Source organism: Streptomyces sp. NPDC050422 (assembly GCF_044458665.1).
Taxonomy (GTDB): domain Bacteria; phylum Actinomycetota; class Actinomycetes; order Streptomycetales; family Streptomycetaceae; genus Streptomyces.
Genome location: NZ_JBITIE010000004.1, coordinates 23,121 through 40,200 on the forward strand (window position 1 = coordinate 23,121; position 17,080 = coordinate 40,200).

General features: G+C 68.5%; 12 protein-coding genes. 7 read left to right on the top strand and 5 right to left on the bottom strand.

The annotated features are described in order from the left end of the window. The first annotated feature begins 87 nt into the window (after positions 1-87). Complete coding sequence (locus tag ACIBJG_RS06540; protein WP_399304585.1) at positions 88-951, top strand: helix-turn-helix domain-containing protein; 864 nt, start codon at positions 88-90, stop codon at positions 949-951. Between the two features lie 98 nt (positions 952-1,049). Here ACIBJG_RS06540 and ACIBJG_RS06545 read toward each other — a convergent pair whose 3' ends face one another. The 5 genes from ACIBJG_RS06545 to ACIBJG_RS06565 all read right to left on the bottom strand — a co-directional run bounded on the left by ACIBJG_RS06545 (position 1,050) and on the right by ACIBJG_RS06565 (position 8,022). Next, entirely contained in the window at positions 1,050-1,919 is an 870-nt protein-coding gene (locus ACIBJG_RS06545) for a carbohydrate ABC transporter permease (RefSeq protein WP_399304587.1), read from the bottom strand. Further along, complete coding sequence (locus ACIBJG_RS06550) at positions 1,912-2,901, bottom strand: carbohydrate ABC transporter permease (RefSeq protein WP_399304589.1); 990 nt, start codon at positions 2,899-2,901, stop codon at positions 1,912-1,914. Before ACIBJG_RS06550 ends, ACIBJG_RS06545 begins: the two co-directional genes overlap by 8 nt. Next, positions 2,901-4,199 carry an ABC transporter substrate-binding protein gene (locus ACIBJG_RS06555; protein ID WP_399304591.1) on the bottom strand — a complete coding sequence of 433 codons (1,299 nt, stop codon included), beginning with the start codon at positions 4,197-4,199 and terminating at the stop codon, positions 2,901-2,903. The genes ACIBJG_RS06550 and ACIBJG_RS06555 overlap by 1 nt, the downstream gene beginning before the upstream one ends. A gap of 467 nt (positions 4,200-4,666) precedes the next feature. Continuing rightward, on the bottom strand, positions 4,667-6,820 hold the full coding sequence (locus ACIBJG_RS06560; protein ID WP_399304593.1) for a DUF6351 family protein: 2,154 nt from the start codon (positions 6,818-6,820) through the stop codon (positions 4,667-4,669). Between the two features lie 59 nt (positions 6,821-6,879). Then, the gene (locus ACIBJG_RS06565) at positions 6,880-8,022 is read right to left on the bottom strand and encodes a mandelate racemase/muconate lactonizing enzyme family protein (RefSeq protein WP_399304595.1); all 1,143 of its coding nucleotides are present in this window, start codon (positions 8,020-8,022) and stop codon (positions 6,880-6,882) included. A gap of 204 nt (positions 8,023-8,226) precedes the next feature. Between ACIBJG_RS06565 and ACIBJG_RS06570 the strand changes: the two genes are divergently transcribed. Genes ACIBJG_RS06570 through ACIBJG_RS06595 form a run of 6 tightly spaced genes read left to right on the top strand, consistent with a single transcriptional unit; the run spans position 8,227 to position 17,079 of the window. Continuing rightward, a complete protein-coding gene (locus ACIBJG_RS06570) occupies positions 8,227-9,228 on the top strand; it encodes a LacI family DNA-binding transcriptional regulator (RefSeq protein ID WP_399304597.1) in 1,002 nt (333 codons plus the stop codon). A 55-nt stretch (positions 9,229-9,283) separates the two neighbouring features. Further along, positions 9,284-10,663, top strand: a complete 1,380-nt coding sequence (locus tag ACIBJG_RS06575) for an ABC transporter substrate-binding protein (protein WP_399304599.1) — start codon at positions 9,284-9,286, stop codon at positions 10,661-10,663. A gap of 7 nt (positions 10,664-10,670) precedes the next feature. After that, the gene (locus tag ACIBJG_RS06580) at positions 10,671-11,624 is read left to right on the top strand and encodes a carbohydrate ABC transporter permease (protein WP_399304602.1); all 954 of its coding nucleotides are present in this window, start codon (positions 10,671-10,673) and stop codon (positions 11,622-11,624) included. Next, positions 11,621-12,502 carry a carbohydrate ABC transporter permease gene (locus ACIBJG_RS06585; protein WP_399304604.1) on the top strand — a complete coding sequence of 294 codons (882 nt, stop codon included), beginning with the start codon at positions 11,621-11,623 and terminating at the stop codon, positions 12,500-12,502. Before ACIBJG_RS06580 ends, ACIBJG_RS06585 begins: the two co-directional genes overlap by 4 nt. Before the next feature lie 36 nt (positions 12,503-12,538). Then, entirely contained in the window at positions 12,539-14,851 is a 2,313-nt protein-coding gene (locus ACIBJG_RS06590) for a hypothetical protein (protein WP_399304606.1), read from the top strand. Next, the gene (locus ACIBJG_RS06595; protein WP_399304608.1) at positions 14,848-17,079 is read left to right on the top strand and encodes an FAD-dependent oxidoreductase; all 2,232 of its coding nucleotides are present in this window, start codon (positions 14,848-14,850) and stop codon (positions 17,077-17,079) included. Before ACIBJG_RS06590 ends, ACIBJG_RS06595 begins: the two co-directional genes overlap by 4 nt. Position 17,080: the final 1 nt, after the last annotated feature.

Genomic DNA, 17,080 nt, shown 5'->3' on the forward strand with positions numbered 1-17,080 from the left:
CCCAGGTCCCCGCTGTGCCTACGTCTGCTGTGCGTACTACTGGCAGGGTCACGGTGGGCACCACGCCGTACCCGGATACTGGAAGACATGGACCAGCGCGCCGAACTCAGTGAATTCCTCCGTATCCGGCGGGCCCGGCTCAAGCCCGAGGACGTGGGTCTGCCCGATGTGGGACGGGCCCGGCGGGTACCGGGGCTGCGGCGCGAGGAGCTGGCACAGCTCGCCGGGGTGTCCGTGGCCTACTACACACGCCTGGAACAGGGGAACAGCGGGAACGTCTCCGGTGAGGTGCTGGACGCGATCGCCCGTGCGCTGCGGCTGTCGGACACCGAGCATGCTCACCTCACGCACCTGGCGAACCCGAAGACGAAGAAGAAGCGTGCCGCCGCCGCCCGCCCGCAGCGGCTGCGGGCGGAGCTCCAGTACCTGATCGATGCCATGGACAGCGTGCCCGCGTACGTGCTGGGGCGGCGGATGGAGATCCTGGCGTCGAACCGGATGGCGCGGGCGTTGCTCGGTGACGAGACGACGCTGCCGCCCGAGGAGCGGAACATGGCCCGGATCGTGTTCCTCGACCCGAACTCGCGAGATCTGTACGTGGACTGGGAGTGCAAGGCCGTCGAGCTGGTGAGCGCGCTGCGGCTGTGCGCGGGCTGCTGGCCCGACGATCCGCTGCTCTCGGCTCTGGTGGGAGAACTCTCGGTGAAGAGTGAGGAGTTCAGGACCCTGTGGGCCGCGCACACGGTCCAGGAGAAGGGGTACGGCACGAAGCGGCTGCACCATCCACTGGTGGGCGACCTCACCCTGTCCTACGAGACGCTGAAGCTGCCGGCCGACCAGGACATGTTGCTGGTCACCTTCCATGCCGCGCCCGGTTCGGCCTCCGAGGAGTCGATGCGGCTGCTCGGCAGCTGGGGCCTCGACACCGACACCCGGCCGGTGAACCGCTGAGCTGGCCCCGTGGTCCCTCCCCCTGCGCCGCCCGTTGCCGCACAGGGGGAGTTCTCCAGCCGGCCCTCGGTACGGATGGACGTGTCGGTCAGGCGTTCTCAGCCCTTCATGCCGGAGAAGGCGATGCCCTGGATGAACTGGCGCTGCATCGCGACGAACACGACGATCACCGGGAGAGTCGCCAGGAGGGAGCCGGCCATCAGTACCGGGTACTCGGTCAGGTGGGCGCCCTGGAGCGAGGCCAGGCCGGCCGACAACGGCATCTTGGCCGGGTCGGTGTTCACGATCAGCGGCCACATCAGGTCGTTCCAGGACCACAGGAACGTGAGGATGCCCAGCGCCAGCAGCCCGGGGCGGGCCAGCGGCAGGGCGATGCGCCAGAAGACGGTGAACGGATTGGCGCCGTCCAGGCGTGCCGCCTCCTCCAGTTCCTCCGGCAGTCCCATGAAGAACTGGCGCAGCAGGAAGGTGCCGAAGGCGGAGAACATGCCGGGCACCACGAGGGCCTGCATGGAGTCCAGCCAGCCGAGGTTCTGCATGATCTGGTACTGCGGGAGCAGGAAGAGCTGTCCGGGCACCATCAGCACGGCGAGGAAGGCCAGGAAGATCGCCCCGCGCCCGGGGAAGCGGATCCGGGCGAAGGCGTAGGCCGCCATCGAGCAGAGCAGCAGCTGGGCCGCGGTGCGCAGCAGCGCCATCACGACGGTGTTGATGGACTGCCGGCCGAAGGGGATCCCGTCGAAGACCTTGCTGTAATTCGACCAGTCCCAGTGCGCGGGCAGGATCGTCGGCGGCACCTGCACGGACTCACCGAAGCTCTTGAAGGAGGTGAGCAGCTCCCACACCAGGGGGAACACGGTGATGACCGCGCCGAGGGTGAGCAGAACGTGGGCGGGCCACATCCTGCCTTCGCGGCTCGCCCGCCGCGTCGGCTTACGCGCAGCGTCACGCACAGTCGCCTCACGCATAGTGGACCCACCTCTTCTGCAACCGGAACTGGACGGTGGTCAGCGCCATGATCAGGACGAACAGCACGCAGACGATGGCCGCGCCGTAGCCGCGCTGGTTGTCGAAGAACGCCTTCTGGAAGAAGAGCATCACGACGGTCTGGCCCTCGCCGTAGGCGGGGTTCTGGAGCGAGTTCGTCGTATTGGCGCCGATGATCAGGTACACCAGGTCGAAGACCTGCAGGGACTGGATGATCGAGAGCACGGTGGTGAAGAACAGGGTGGGGCTCAGCAGTGGCAGGGTGACCGAGAAGAACTGCCGCACCCGTCCCGCGCCGTCGAGAGCCGCCGCCTCGTAGTAGTCGCCGGGGATGCTCTGGAGGCCGGCGAGCAGCAGGATCATGTTGTAGCCGACGGTCATCCACACGCCGACGATCGCTACCGCGAAGCGGATGGTGTGCGGGTCGGACACCCAGTAGGTGCCGTCGATGCCGATCGAGGACAGTGCGTGGTTGAGGATGCCGGCGTCGCCGTTGTAGAGCCAGCGCCAGACCACCGCGACGGCGGCGGGCATCGTGACCACGGGCAGGAAGTACAGCGTGCGGTACACGCCGGTGCCGCGCAGGCCCTTGATGTTGAGCAGCACGGCGAGCGCCATCGACAGCGGGATGCCGAGCAGTACCAGCCCGGTGTAGACGCCCGTGTTGCCCAGCGAGTCCCAGAACTCCGGGTCGCCCACCAGCGTGCGGTAGTTGGACAGGCCGATCCAGGTGGTGCCGCCGAAGGCGCCCCACTCGGTGAAGCTGTAGTAGAGCGTCTGCACCACGGGCCACAGGTAGAAGACCGCGAGGCCGAGGCCGGCCGGGGCGATCAGGACGTAGCCCCACCACTTGTCCCGGTTCCTGAAGCGGCGCTCGCGCCGGCGCAGCTCCCGCTGGTCCAGGACGTCCGGCCCGGAGCGCTGCGCCGGTACGGCGGACCGCGTACGCACATCGAGGCTCATCAGGACCGGCCCTTCCTCTCCTGGGCGAGCAGCTGGTTCATCGCATCGGTCAGGGAGCCGGTGGCGCCCTTGAGGCTCGCGTCGCCGCTCCACGCCTTGGCGAGCCACCTCTGTTCCTTGTGCTGCCAGGCGGCACTGTTGGCGGAGCCGGGGAAGGGCACCGCGTAGTCGAGCGCGTCCAGGTGCACCTGGAGGTCGAAGCGCGGCATTCCGGCCGCCCACGGCTTCGCGGTGCCGTTGCGGGCCGGGATGGCGGTGCCGTACTTGCCCTGGAGCAGTGAGGCACGCTCCCCGCCGAGGAACCGCACGAACTCCCGGGCCAGTTCGGGCTGCGGGGTCCGGGCGTAGACGACGTTGGCCAGGCCGTGCAGGACGGTGGCACGGCGGCGGCCCTTGGGCATCGGCGCGACGTCCACCTTGGCCCGCAGCTCGGGGTCGGCGTAGAACGTCGCCGCGTTGTAGGACGCCTCGTAGGTCATGGCCAGCGTTCCTGACTGGAACATCTGGGTGGGGTCGGTGTCGGTCATCTGCTGCAGGGACGGGGCGGCGCGGTAGCGGTGGATCAGGTCGATCCACAGCTGCAGCCCCTCCCGCGTGCGGTCGTCGGAGTAGCCGGAGTGCTCCTTGTCCTGGGAGATGACCCAGCCGCCGGCCTGGGGTATCGAGTTGTAGTAGTTCTCCTGTGCGCGGACCGGGGCCCCGACGCCGTAGATCCCGCGCTTGCGGTCGGTGAGCCGTTGGGCGGTGGCGATCAGGTCCTGCCAGGTCCAGGAGGCGTCCGGGTAGTCGGCCTTGGCCCGGTCGAAGATCTCCTTGTTGAACCACAACGCGACCGTGTCGAAGTCCTTGGGGGCGCCGTACTGGGTGCCCTTCCAGCGGTAGAGGGAGACCAGGTCGGCCGGGAAGTCGGCGGGGCGCAGCACGGCGTCGGACCCCTCGGTCTCCAGCGGGAGAAGCTGCCCGGCATCGGCGTAGAGGCCGAAGTTGGGCCCGTTCATCCAGAAGACGTCCGGTGCGGCGCCGCCGGTGCACGCGGTGCGCAGTTTGGTCCAGTACGTCCCGTTGGGGGTGAGCTGCACATCGACGGTGACGCCCGGCCACGTGCGCTCGAACTCCCGCGCTGCCCGGTTCATGGCCGGCACCTGGTAGACGTCCCAGACGCCGTAGGTGAGATGGCCGCGCCGGGAGCCGTCGCCCGAGGAGGGTGAGGGTGACGAGGAGGAACTGCAGCCGGACGCGAGCGGGGCCGCCGTGAGCGTCGTGGCGGCAGCCGCTGTGAGGAGGGAACGTCTGCGCACGCGGAGCCTTCCTGGGGTGGGGGGCGCAGCCTCACCGCGCGGGAGGAGCCATGGGGCCGAACTGTCCGTGCCGCGGGGGACGCTGCCCTAAAACTGGAACGCCCAGACGCTATTTGCTCAAAGTTGTCGGGTCAAGGGTACTTTGAATCATCTTTGCGCATCTCTCGATCTTCTGTGAGCACCTTTCGCGGCATCGGAGCCGTCCACCCACCCCGTGGCGGCCGAATTAGGGCGCGGCGTACCAGGATTGGCAGGAGGTGGTCGACCGTCTGCCGGGACAGCCTCAGCGAGGCCGCGATCTCGGCGTCGTTGCTGCCCTCCACAAGAGGGGGGATGCGGATCTGTGCGGCGGTGAGCGGCGGATGGGCCTCATGCATTCCTTCCGGCACGGTTATGTTCTCCGAAGACTTCCTCGTGACACCCGTGCCGGTGCGCGACCCGCGAATGCCTGCCCCTGTCGGTTCCGGTCAGCCCGGGCCGAAGGAGAGCCATGTCCCGGCAAGCCCCTGTTGCCCCGCCCCGGGAACGGACCAGTCGCAGACGCCGTACGGGAAGATCACCTTCAGCGCGCTCAACTGCCCGTCAGTCACCGGCACTTTGTAGTCCTCTGGGGTCACGGGCCGCTTACGGCACTTCACGATGTCGTTGGCCACATCGGCCCCGGCGACCATCCGAGGCGAGGTCCACACCGGGTAGAGCGTGTTGCACGCCGTATTGCCGATGCCCTCCACCTGCGGCTCCTCGATCTTCTGCGCGCCGATGCCACGCGTCCAGCAGGCATCCGTGAGCCCCGCCGGCCGATTCCGGACGATCTTGTCGATCGGGGCGCCGTCCCCTGCGTCCCCCTTGGTGGCGGTCAGCCACCGGTCCATGTCGGACACCATCCCGGCGAGCGTGAACCCGTGCCCGCCGGCGCGGGTCAGCATGACCTGGTTGGCGTGGGTGCCGTTGGCCTTGTCCAGCCGTGCCCGGGTGGAGAACGAGTGGAAACGCATGTGCATGTCACCGGTCGCCGCGTCGTCCACGTAGTCGCGGTAGTCGATGATCGGCACGTTCGCGAGCCCGCCACCGCCGTTGAGGAGACGGCCCGTGCGATAGGCGAGCCGCACCGCCGCGAGATCGGCGGCAGTACGCGAAGCGACTGGCTCGGCGTCGGAGTCGAGTCCGCCGATACGCCGGTTCAGGTCGATGAACTGGTCCACGTCGATGTTTCCGTCGTTCAGGGCCTGGAGCCCGTACTGGATCCCCGTGTTGTCCAGGGGCCTGCGCGCCTTCCCGGTCTCCGGGTCCTTGCCGTACACGTTCACGGTGTGGCTGTAGACGTCACAGCGCGCACCGCCCGGGTTGGCCGCGGGGTCGTAACGCTGTGCCGCGGGCAGCTGGGCCGGGCAGTACACCGTCGGGTCGATCCGTCCGGCCGCCCTGGCCAGGCTGCCGATGCTCTCCCACTTCCCGAACCCGGACACCGCCCGCTGCTGCTCCTGGGTGAACGCGTCGGGCGCGACCTGAGTGAAGTAGTGGTTCAGGAGCTGTGCGTCGCTGAGTGTCTGGACCGTCCCGAAGCCTACGTCGGGGAAGCTGCAGCCGGAGAGGATGCCGTCGAGCAGCCCCGGGTAGTTGTCGGCGATCTGATGGGTCTGGTACGAGCCGCCGGAGCAGCCGTTGCCGATGGTGAAGGCCGGTTCGCCGTACGTCTCCACGAAGTGTTCCTTGACCATGCTCATGGTCTCGGCGGCCAGGACGTCGTTGCAGTTGTTGCCGAAGACGTTGAGGGAGGACGAGGCGACGCCGTACCCCTTGCTCAGATACGCGTCGTTCATGATGCCGACGGTGTTGCGCCCCTGGATGTACCAGCCGCCCGAACAGCCCCCACCGAAGCCGTACACCAGGCGCCCGTTCCAGCCGGGACCGCGCTGCAGCGGGTCGGGGGCGGGGGACTGCGGATCGTGCAGTACGGCCGTCTCGTAGATGGCGCGGTTGATGGTGCCGGTCTCGACGCGGACGATGTACGGGACCTTCTCGCCGGTACTCGTCGTGGCGGTCGCGAGGTCGGCGGGGCGCACGGCCGGGTCCGGCAGGGGGACGAACGTGCCGGCCGTGGTGCGGTACATGTAGTCGACGCGGGTCTTGATCGAGCAGTCCTGGTCGAGCGGCGGCCCGAGGGTGACGCCAGTGATCGTCTTGAACTCGGCGGTGTCACAGACGAACGGCTGCTCATGCGGTCCGGAGAAGACCGGGCCGGTGACCGGGTGGTTCTTCAGGGTCAGTTGACCGGATTCCGCTCCCGGGGCGCTCGCGGTGAGGAGGTTGTCACCCCGGGACAGGTCCTCGACCAGGCCGGTCAGCGCGTTGTTGCCGGAGGGCCGGAAGCCTGAGGTGACATCCCGGCCCCCCACCTCGACCCGTACCGTGCCGGCCGGTGTCGACGCGGGCACCTCGACGCGTATCAGGGCGTCGTCGCCCGACACCGTGCCGGGCCGTGACGACAGGGCCGTCACCTGGATCTGCGCGCCTTCCAGGCTGCTGGCCGGCGTCGCCGTCGCGCCGGCCAGTACGCCCGTGATCGCCAGACCGGCAAGGACCAGCCGGGTCGGTCTCCTCGTGGCTGCGGTGAACGACACGATGGAATTCGCCTCACTTCCTGCAGTGGATTGCGTACTCGAAGTCCGGGCGTGGCTGGTCACCAGTTCGTGAACGCCCCGTCCGCCGCGCGCAGATGAGGCCGCTCGGCCGCGGTGGCCTGGTAGCGGCGTGCGGCCTCCCGGTCGATGTCGACGCCGATACCCGGAAGTTCGCTCACCTCCACCCGCCCCGGGACGATCGTCGGCCGCGCGGTGAACAGTGCGGCGATCTCCGGATCCGGATCGGTCTGATGCTCCTGGACCGCCACATTCGGGCACGCCAGATTGAGCTGGAGCGACGAGGCGGCGGTCACCGGCCCGAGCGGATTGTGGGTGGCCAGCTTGATGTGATGGGTCTCCGCCATCGCCGCGATCTTCTTCGCCTCGGTCAGGCCCGCGGCCACCCCGATGTCCACGCGCGCGTAGTCGATCAGGTCGTCCTCGATCAACGTCCTGAACTCCCATTTGGAGCCGTACTGTTCGCCTGCAGCCAGCGGGACGCCGGTACGCGCCCGCAGCATCCGATAGCTGTCCGGGTTCTCGCAGCGCAACGGGTCCTCGACGAAGTACGGGCGGGCAGCCTCGATCTCCCGGCACAGCGTCAGCGCCTCCGGCGGATCCAGGCGCGTGTGGACATCGAGGATCAGTTCCACCTCGTGGCCGACCATGTCCCGCACTTGGTGGAAGAGTTCCACCGAGTCCCGCAGGCAACGGCGGGCATCGAGGGTGCCGTCCGCGTCGTGCGGCGAGGCGAACCGCAGATGGCGCCAGCCCTCGGCGACCAACTCGCGGCAGCGGTCCAGGAACCACTCGCGGTCGTGGTAGCCGTCGCCGACGTGCACATAGGCCGGTACGTGATCACGTACCCGGCCGCCGAGAAGTTCATGGACCGGTACGCCGAGCGCCTTGCCGCGGATGTCCCACAGGGCCACGTCGACCGCCGCGATGGCGGCACCGAGGAAGCGGTCGGCGGGAAAGAAGCCCCGCCGGAACATCACCTGCCACAGATGCTCGATCCGCCGCGGATCCTCGCCGACGATCAGCTCCGCGAGATGCTCCAGGCCCCCCGCGACCGCCCGCTGCCGCGATCTGATGCCGACCTCGCCCAGGCCGTGGATGCCCTCGTCGGTGTCGACCACCACCAGCATCATGCTGTCGCCGTGGTCGGGGAGAGTCAGCACTTCCAGGCCGGTGATCTTCATTCCGCTCCTCTATGAAAACGTTCCCGCAACATCAGCATCATTCTCAAGAACGCATCATTGGGGGCAGCCGAGCCCCAGCGCAAGACCCTTGCAGTGAACGGGATTTCATCGATGAACAAGTAGTGCCGCACGTCTTGACACTTCCCGGGAACGTTCGCAAGCATCAACGACGTTCGCAGGATCCAGACGACGAGGAGGCCGTCCGTGGCAGTCACGATCCGGGAGGTGGCGAGTGTCGCCGGTGTCTCCGTCTCGACGGTGTCCCGTGCGTTCACCGCGCCCGACCAGGTGCAGCCGGCGACCAGGCAGCGCATCCTCGATGCCGCGGCCGAACTGGGCTACTCCGCCAATCCGGCGGCGCGTTCGCTGCGAGGCGGTTCCACCGGAACCCTCGGCCTGATCGTCCCGGACATCGCCAACCCGTTCTTCCCGCCGATCATCAAGGCGATGCAGGCCCGCGCCCGCCGTCTGGGCTACACGGTCCTGGTCGCCGACAGCGACGAGCGCGAGGCGGACGAACTGGCCGTCATCGCGGCCGTGTCCAAGCGGGTCGACGGCCTGATCCTGTGGGCCTCCACCCTCACCGAGGAGCGCCTCCATGAACTCGCGGGCCGGATGCCGTTGGTGGTGGTGAACCGCCACGTCCCCGGCATCCCCGAGGTCCGCATTTCACTCTCCGCCGGGATCGCCCAGGCCGCGGAGCTTCTGAAGGCGTACGGTCACCGGCGCTGCGTCTTCGTCAACGCCTCCCGCGCCGAACTGAGCCGCGGCAAGTCCATCCAGGAGTCCTTCGAGGCGCTCGACCTCTCCCTGCACGAACTCGGCCCGTACGAGCCGAGGTTCGAGACGGGTGTGCACGCCGCCACCCTGGTCGCCGCTCACGACGCCACCGCCGTGATCGCCCACAACGATCTGGTCGCCCTCGGCGTGCTGCACCAGATGGCCAACCTCGGGATGAGCGTGCCCCGCGACGTGAGCGTCATCGGCATTGACGACACCCTGCTCGCCTCCGTCTCCACCCCCGGCCTCACCACGATCAGGATCGACCCCGAGGAGATCGCCACCCAGGCGGGAGACCTCCTGATCGAGACGATCGCCGGCTCGGGGGGACGTGGCACAAAGGGACTTGATGTCACGTCCCCCCTCGTTGAGATCGGCTCCCGTCTGATCCCCCGGGCCTCGACGGGCCCCGCGCCCACCCACTGATCCATAGCGACAAAGCACCCGCACCGAGCTCACCCCTGCCCTTCTTGGAGCCGTCATGCCCAGAAACGTCCGCTATGCAGCCATATGTGGCTCCTTGGTCCTGACCGCGACCCTCGCGGGCTGTTCCTCCCTCACCCCGACCGGTGCCGACACCTCCGGCGATCTCGTCCTCCGGGTGCAGGGGATGCCCCCGGCCACCGACAAGCCGGGCCTCGCACTCTTCAAGAAGCAGGTCGCCGACTTCGAGAAGGCCCACCCCGGCATCAGGGTCAAGGGCTCCACCTCGGTCTTCGACCCGCTGACCTTCTCCGCCAAGCTCTCCGGCGGCAACGTCGAGGACGTCATCAAGGTGCCGCTGACCGAGCCGCAGCGCCTCATCCAGCAGAAGCAGGTCCAGCCGATCACCGGGCAGCTCAAGGAGTGGCAGCACTTCAAGGAGTTCAACCCGCAGGTGCTCCAGCAGCTCACCGACGACGGCGGCGACGTCTACGGCGTACCGCAGAACCCGTACGCCCAGGGCCTGGTCTACAACCGTGAGCTGTTCGAGCAGGCCGGCCTCGACCCCGACAAGCCGCCGGCCACCTGGGAGGAGGTCCGTGCCGCCGCCGAGCAGATCAGCGAGAAGACCGGCAAGGCAGGCTTCGTCCACGAGTCCAAGGACAACCAGGGCGGCTGGCAGCTGACCATGCTCTCGTACGCCTTCGGCGGCGAGCTGCAGAAGCGGGAGAACGGCAAGTACACCGCCACGATCGCCGGGGAGCCGACGAAGAAGGCGCTTCGGCTGCTGAAGGACATGCGCTGGAAGGACGACTCGCTCGGCAAGACGCTGCTGGTCAACCAGAACGATGTGATCAAGCAGTTCGCGGCCGGACAGGTCGGCATGTTCATGGGCAGCCCGGGGACGTACCGGCTGGCGAAGATGCAGTTCGGCATGGAGAACCCCGACGCCTTCGGGGCCGCCCCGATGCCGCAGTCCGGCGGCAACGCGACCCTCACCGGCGGCGACATCTACATGGTCCCGAAGTCCGCCGACAAGAAGCACGTGGCAGCGGCCGTCGAGTGGCTGACCTTGGCCTATGCCAAGCCGCAGTACAGCACCGAGATCGCCGCCACTCAGGCCAAGGCGCTCTCGGCCGACCCGAAGTCCGCGGTGGGCGTGCCGACCCTGCCGGTCTTCGACCAGAAGCGGCAGACCGAGATCAACGCCGCGATCAAGCCGTACGTGAACGTGAAGCTGGACCACTTCAAGCCGTACATCGACGGGCTCACGACGCTGGACCTGAAGCCGGAGCCGCCGTACCAGGCGCAGAAGCTGTACACCGCGCTCGACCCGGTGGTCCAGGCCGTGCTCACCAAACGCGACGCCGACATCGACTCCCTCCTCGCCTCGGCCGAGAAGGACGTCAATGCGCAGCTTGCCGCGGACCAGAAGTAGCCGGCCGATGACTCTGCTCACTCCCTCCCGGAGCCCCGCCACCGTGTCCAAGGAGCCCGTGCCGAAGTCGCCGCCGATGCGGCGGAAGCGTGGCACCGGCGCCCGCAAACAGCTCACGGCCTGGCTGTTCCTCGTCCCCGCGCTGCTCGTCTTCGGGCTCTTCGCCTGGTGGCCGATCGTGCGCAGCCTGCTCCTCAGCTTCCAGCGCACCAACCTTGTGGAGCCGGCCGCCTGGGTCGGCCTGGACAACTTCCGTACGCTCTTCGACGATCCGCTGCTCGCCACCGCCGTCGGGAACACCCTCTTCTTCGTCGCACTCGGCCTGCTGATCGGCTTCCCGGCGCCACTGATCCTCGCCGCCATCATGTCGACCGTGCGACGCGGCGCCGGCGTCTACCGCTTCCTCGTCTACCTGCCGGTCGTCATCCCGCCGGTCGTGGCGATCCTGCTCTGGAAATGGTTCTACGACCCCGGCAGCGGCCTCTTCAACAACATCCTCGGCAAGATCGGCCTCGGCCCGTACCCCTGGCTGGAGTCCTCCGACAGCGCCATGCTGTCGCTCGTCCTGGAAGCCACCTGGGCCGGAATGGGCGGTGCCGTCCTCATCTACCTCGCCGCCATGGTCTCCATCCCCGGCGAACTCTACGAGGCCGCCGAGGTCGACGGCGCCGGCATCTGGCGCCGCATCTGGCACGTCATGCTTCCTCAACTCCGTTCCGTCATCGGCCTGTTGCTTCTCGTGCAGCTGGTCAACACGGTCCAGGTCTTCACCGAGCCGTACGTCTTCACCGGCGGCGGCCCCGACAACGCCACTCTCACGGTCCTGCTGTTGATCTTCCGTTACGCCTTCCAGGACGGTGAGTACGGCCAAGCCGCCGCCCTCTCCTTCCTGATGGTGCTCGCCCTCGCCCTGCTCTCCGCGGTGTATCTGCGGGCCACCCGCAGCTGGAGCACATCATGACCACAGCACTCACCACGTTCGTCTCGACGAACGACCGGCAACGGCCCGGCGTCCGCGCCGCCGTGCGCTCCATCCAGGGGTTCACCCTCATCCTGCTGCTGCTCATCGGCATCGGACCGCTGTACTGGATGCTCAAGGGCGCGGTCTCCCCGCCCACCGAGCTCACCACCCAGCCGCTCGCCCTTTGGCCGGACCGCCCGGCCCTCGGCAACTTCGCCACCGCATACACCGACCTCAGCGTCGGCCGCTATCTGATGAACACCTTCCTGGTGGTCGGCGGATCGTGGTTCGTGCAGCTCTTCGTCTCGGCCACGGCGGGCTTCGCGCTCTCCGTGCTCAGGCCGAAGTTCGGCAAGGCCGTCTACGGGGCGATCCTGGCCACCATGTTCGTGCCGTACACGGTGAACATGGTCAGCCTCTTCATGACCGTGATCGACGTGCCGCTCCTGCACCTCAACCTGGGTGACACGTACTGGGCGATCTGGCTGCCGGCCGGCACGAACGCCTTCACGGTGCTGCTCGCCAAGCAGTTCTTCGACGCCCTGCCCAGGGAGCTGTTCGACGCGGCACGGGTCGATGGGGCGAGCACCCGGCAGCTGCTCACGAGGATCGTGCTGCCGATGAGCAAGCCGGTCCTCGCCGTGATCAGCCTGCTTGCGGTGATGCACTCCTGGAAGGACTTCATCTGGCCGCTGATCGCCATCACCGACCCCGAGAAGCAGCCGATCAGTGTCGCGCTGGCGCAGCTCGCCACCCAGGCCCCGCAGGACCAGCTGATCGCCGCGATGGTGCTGGCCGTGGCCCCGCCGGTCCTTGTCTTCGTGGTCTGCCAGAAGTACATCGTCGCAGGGCTCGGTTTCACCGGCGTCAAGGGCTGAGCCCCACCCACACCGGACCAACAGAAGGGCACCTCCATGTCAGTCGCCCGACGCAGACTCATCCAGGGCACGGCCCTCACCGCCGGCGCCGTACTGCTGCCGAACGTTCCCGCGTACGCAGCCGCCGACCCGGTCACCGTCGAGGCCGACGGCATCAGACTGGTCGGCGGCAGCGACGGCAGCGTCCTCGTCCAGGACGGTGCGGGAACCGACCGCATCCTCCTCAGCCACTTCATGATCAAGGACACCGCACTCGGCCAGCAGCGCACCTTCGGCGGCAGCCCCGCCCTGATCGCACTCCCCGACGGGCGGCCCGCGATCCAGGTCACATACACGATGGGGAGCAGCGCGGCCGGAGTCACCGTGCGCGGCACCTTCGACGTCACCGCGCGAAAGGCGCACCTGAAGTGGGAGGTCGCGGGCTCCAGCACGCTCACCCCGTCCGGCTTCCAGTTCTCCCGCACGGTGTACGGGGCGAGCGCACCGGAGTCGTACGAAGCGCTGACCGTCTGGGAGCGGGACGCTCGGGGCGGCATCCCGTACGAGGTGAACGCGGGCGGTACGTACGTGGAGACGTGGGAGGGGGCGAAGGGCTTCTTCTGCCTCTCCTCCACCAACCCCGCCGGCACGAACGCCACATGGATCCATGCGCCCGGCACCTCGACCGGCGCGAGCACCGTCGTCACCGAGGCCGATCTGGTCCTCGGCGACCTGCGGCCGCGCGCGGCGGGCACGATCGCCGCCGGGCGGCCGCTCGGCGTGGAGGTGTGGACCGACCAGCCGTTCAACCTCTACAAGGCGGCCGGGCAGACGATGACGCTCGAGACGCAGGTCGTCAACGGGTCGGGAGCCGCCAGAAAGGTGACCCTGACCTGGTGGGCACGGGACTTCGGAGGCAAGAGGATCGGTGGCGGGACCCTCTGCAAGGACCTCGCGGCAGGCGCCGCCTGGCACGCCTCCTTCCCTCTGACGTCGCCCTCGCAGAACATCGTGTTCACCGGTGTGGAGGCGGTCAGCGGCGCTGACCGGGCAATCGCCCGCACCAATCTGAGCGTGCTCCCGGAGTTCACGTACCAGGCCGGCAAGGAGTCCATGTTCGGCCTCGCCAACTACCCCTGGCTGCTCCAGCCCAGCAAGGAAGCCGTACTCGGCCTGGTCAAGACGCTCGGCATCAAGTGGATCCGGATCGCCTACGCGGGCGCCCCCGGCATCGACATCGCTACCCTGGACGCCAACGGCATCGGCCACAACGTGCAGCTCAGCGGCATCCCCGTAGGCGGCAGCCCCGAGCAGATCGCCGCCTGGGCCGACACCAACGTCGCCAAGGCCCTCGGCGCCGACGCCGCGTACTTCGAGGTCAGCAACGAGGTCAACCAGCCCTGGATGTCCGGCCGTGGCGCCGACGCCTACGTTCGCGACGGCCTGCGCCAGGTCACCACCCGCCTTGCCGCAGCCGGCTCCAGGATGAAGGTCATGAACGCCGGCCTCGGCGGCATGGACCACATCTGGACCAAGAACTTCCACGACGCGGGCGGCTGGGACCTCATCGACGTCTTCGCCTTCCACCCCGGCCGCGGCAACTTCACGCCCGACTTCGCGCCGCCGCCGGAGGAGTGGACCCAGGGCTCGTCCGGCACGTACTGGAACTTCCTCGGCGCCCTGCGTAAGGCACGGCAGGTCATGGCGGAATACGGCGGCGACAAGGAACTCTGGATCACCGAGGCGTACGCGCCCACCCGTCCCAACGTGTGGTGGAGCGACACCTACCGGCACGCCGCCGAGAACACGCTGCTCTCGCTCGCCCTCGCCAAGTCGGAGAAGGTGCGCGCCGTCAACTGGTACCAGCTGCACGACTCGATCATCCAACACCCGCAGGAGGCCGACCCGGCCAACCCCGAGTACCACTACGGCCTGATGAACCGCGATACCAGCGCCAAGCCGTCGCTGCTCGCCTTCGCGACAGCCGCCCGGGTTCTGGACCAAGCCGAGTTCGTCCGCCATCTCGCCTTCTCGGACCAAGGCATCAAGGGCCTTCTCTTCACCACTCCCGACGGCCCGCTGTCGATCATCTGGAGCCGCAAGGACGGCTACGTCCTCAACCCCGAACACGGTGACGATCCTTGGTACGCGTCTCCGGAGCCGTGGGTCGACACCTGGACGACCAGGACCGAGGTCGTGGCCGTAGCGGCCGCCGGCACCGTGCGCGAAGTCAACTGCATCGGCCAGGAACGCGCCCTGAAAGCCTCCGGCGGCAAGATCACACTCACCGTCGACGGCGCCCCGCGCATCTATTACGGCCTTGCCGCCGATCCCGACCGCAAGCCCGGAAGCAGGGGACGTACCGCATGAGGAACGAAACCGCACGGCACGACGTCACCGTCGTCGGCGGCGGCCTGGCCGGGGTCTGCGCGGCCATCGCCGCGGCCCGCCTCGGCCGGACCGTCGCACTGATCAACAACAGGCCGGTACTCGGCGGCAATTCGAGTAGCGAGGTCCGCGTCTGGGTGTGCGGCGCGACCGGCCACGGCAAGAACCACAACGCCCGCGAGGGCGGCATCATGGGCGAGTTGCTCGTGGAGAACCAGTACCGCAACCCGGACGGCAACCCGTACTACTGGGACGCCGTCGTCCTGGACGCGGTACGCGCCGAGCCCGGCATCACGCTGTACCTCAACACCGATGTGCGCGAGGTCGAGGCAGAGGGCCCGGACGGCGAGAGGCGGATCACCTCGGCCACCGGCTGGATGATGGGCTCCGAGCGCCGGATCCGCTTCGAGAGCCCCGTCTTCCTCGACTGCACCGGAGACGGCCTGATCGGCCACCTCGCGGGCGCCCACCACCGCATCGGCCGTGAGGCGCGTACCGAATTCGAGGAGGCGTGGGCCCCGGAGTCGGCCGACGGCATCACCCTCGGCTCCACGCTGCTGTTCTACACGAAGGACGCCGGGCGGCCGGTGAAGTTCGTGCCGCCGGACTTCGCCAAGGACATCAGCACCACCTCCATCCCGCAGCGGCGGATCATCAAGGCGGGGGACAACGGGTGTGCGTACTGGTGGATCGAGTTCGGCGGAGAGCTGGACACGGTGCACGACAACGAGCGGATCCGGGACGAGCTGTGGTCGGTGATCTACGGGATCTGGGACCACATCAAGAATTCGGGCGAGTTCGACGCGGCGAACATGACGCTGGAGTGGGTGGGGTCGGTGCCCGGGAAGCGGGAGTACCGGCGGTTTCTCGGTGACTACGTGCTGCACCAGGGGGATATTCTCGGGCAGACGGAGTTCGCCGACCGGGTTGCCTTCGGAGGCTGGTCGATCGATCTGCATCCGCCGCAGGGTATGTACGCCACCGAGTCGGGGGCCCGGCAGCTCTACGCGGACGGGATCTACCACATCCCGTACCGCAGCCTGTACTCGGTGAACACCGAGAACTTGCTGTTCGCGGGGCGGAACATCTCCGCCAGCCATGTCGCGTTCGGCTCGACCCGGGTCATGGCGACCTGCGCCACGATCGGGCAGGCGGCGGGCACGGCGGCGGCGCTGTGCGCTGCCGGGGAGGTCGCGCCACGCGAACTTTCCGTACCCGAGCTGCACCGGGTGCTGCTGCGTCAGGACGCCTCGCTCGTCGGGCTGGCTTCGACGGACCCGGAGGACCTGGCGCTGAGAGCGACCGTGGTCGCGTCATCTGCCCTGTCCTGCCCGGCCGTCGAGGACTCCGGCGAGCTGTGGCCGCTCGCGGCGGACGCCGGACTCGTCCTTCCCGTCGACCCGCACCTCACTGGCCTTGAACTCCTGGTCCACGCCGACCGTGACACCGAGCTCGTGATCGACCTGTACGACCCCGAACTCGGCCAGAACTACGTCCCGCGCCGCCTCGTCACCTCCACCACCCTGCCGGTCGCCGCCGGTCGCCGGCAATGGCTCAAGACCGGCCTGGACTGGTCCCCGGACACCCCGCGCAACGCCTTCCTCGTCATCCGCGCGAATGACGCGATCGCCCTGCAACGCGCCGACCGGCCGACCCCCGGCGTCCTGTGCTTCACGCGTGTCCCGCTGCGGCCGCAGGACGAATCCCCGCAGCTGCTGCGCGAGTGGACGGACGCCGGTCTGCTGCGCCGTACCTTCTGCTTCCGTGCGGGGGAGACGGCCGCGTACGCCCCGGCCAAGGCCGTCGACGGCTACGCCCGCCCGTACGCGGGACCGCACATGTGGGTCTCCGCACCGCTGGCGGACGATCCCTCGCCCTGGCTCTCGCTCACCTGGCCCGAACCGGTCACCCTGGGGCGTATCGAGGTCATCGCCGACGACGACGTCAACGAGGACCTGATCAACCTGCACCACCACCGCACCCCCTTCGACACCCTCCCCACCCTCCTGCGCGACTACCGCGTCGAGGCGCGGGACGCGGACGGCACCTGGCGTGTGATCGCCCGCGCGGATCGGAACCGGCGACGCCGCCGGTCGCACACGCCGTCGGAGCCGGTCACCACATCGGCCGTCCGGATCGTCGTCGAAGCCACCAACGGCGCGGACTCGGCGCACCTCGTCGCCGTACGCGCCTACGCGGCGGGAGAGTGAC

What these genes read in the sequence shown, in the direction of transcription:
- ACIBJG_RS06540 (WP_399304585.1), top strand. Translation starts at nt 88, where the DNA reads ATGGACCAGCGCGCCGAACTCAGTGAATTCCTCCGTATCCGGCGGGCC.
- ACIBJG_RS06550 (WP_399304589.1), bottom strand. Translation starts at nt 2,901, where the DNA reads ATGAGCCTCGATGTGCGTACGCGGTCCGCCGTACCGGCGCAGCGCTCC.
- ACIBJG_RS06575 (WP_399304599.1), top strand. Translation starts at nt 9,284, where the DNA reads ATGCCCAGAAACGTCCGCTATGCAGCCATATGTGGCTCCTTGGTCCTG.
- ACIBJG_RS06565 (WP_399304595.1), bottom strand. Translation starts at nt 8,022, where the DNA reads ATGAAGATCACCGGCCTGGAAGTGCTGACTCTCCCCGACCACGGCGAC.
- ACIBJG_RS06585 (WP_399304604.1), top strand. Translation starts at nt 11,621, where the DNA reads ATGACCACAGCACTCACCACGTTCGTCTCGACGAACGACCGGCAACGG.
- ACIBJG_RS06590 (WP_399304606.1), top strand. Translation starts at nt 12,539, where the DNA reads ATGTCAGTCGCCCGACGCAGACTCATCCAGGGCACGGCCCTCACCGCC.
- ACIBJG_RS06595 (WP_399304608.1), top strand. Translation starts at nt 14,848, where the DNA reads ATGAGGAACGAAACCGCACGGCACGACGTCACCGTCGTCGGCGGCGGC.
- ACIBJG_RS06580 (WP_399304602.1), top strand. Translation starts at nt 10,671, where the DNA reads ATGACTCTGCTCACTCCCTCCCGGAGCCCCGCCACCGTGTCCAAGGAG.
- ACIBJG_RS06545 (WP_399304587.1), bottom strand. Translation starts at nt 1,919, where the DNA reads ATGCGTGAGGCGACTGTGCGTGACGCTGCGCGTAAGCCGACGCGGCGG.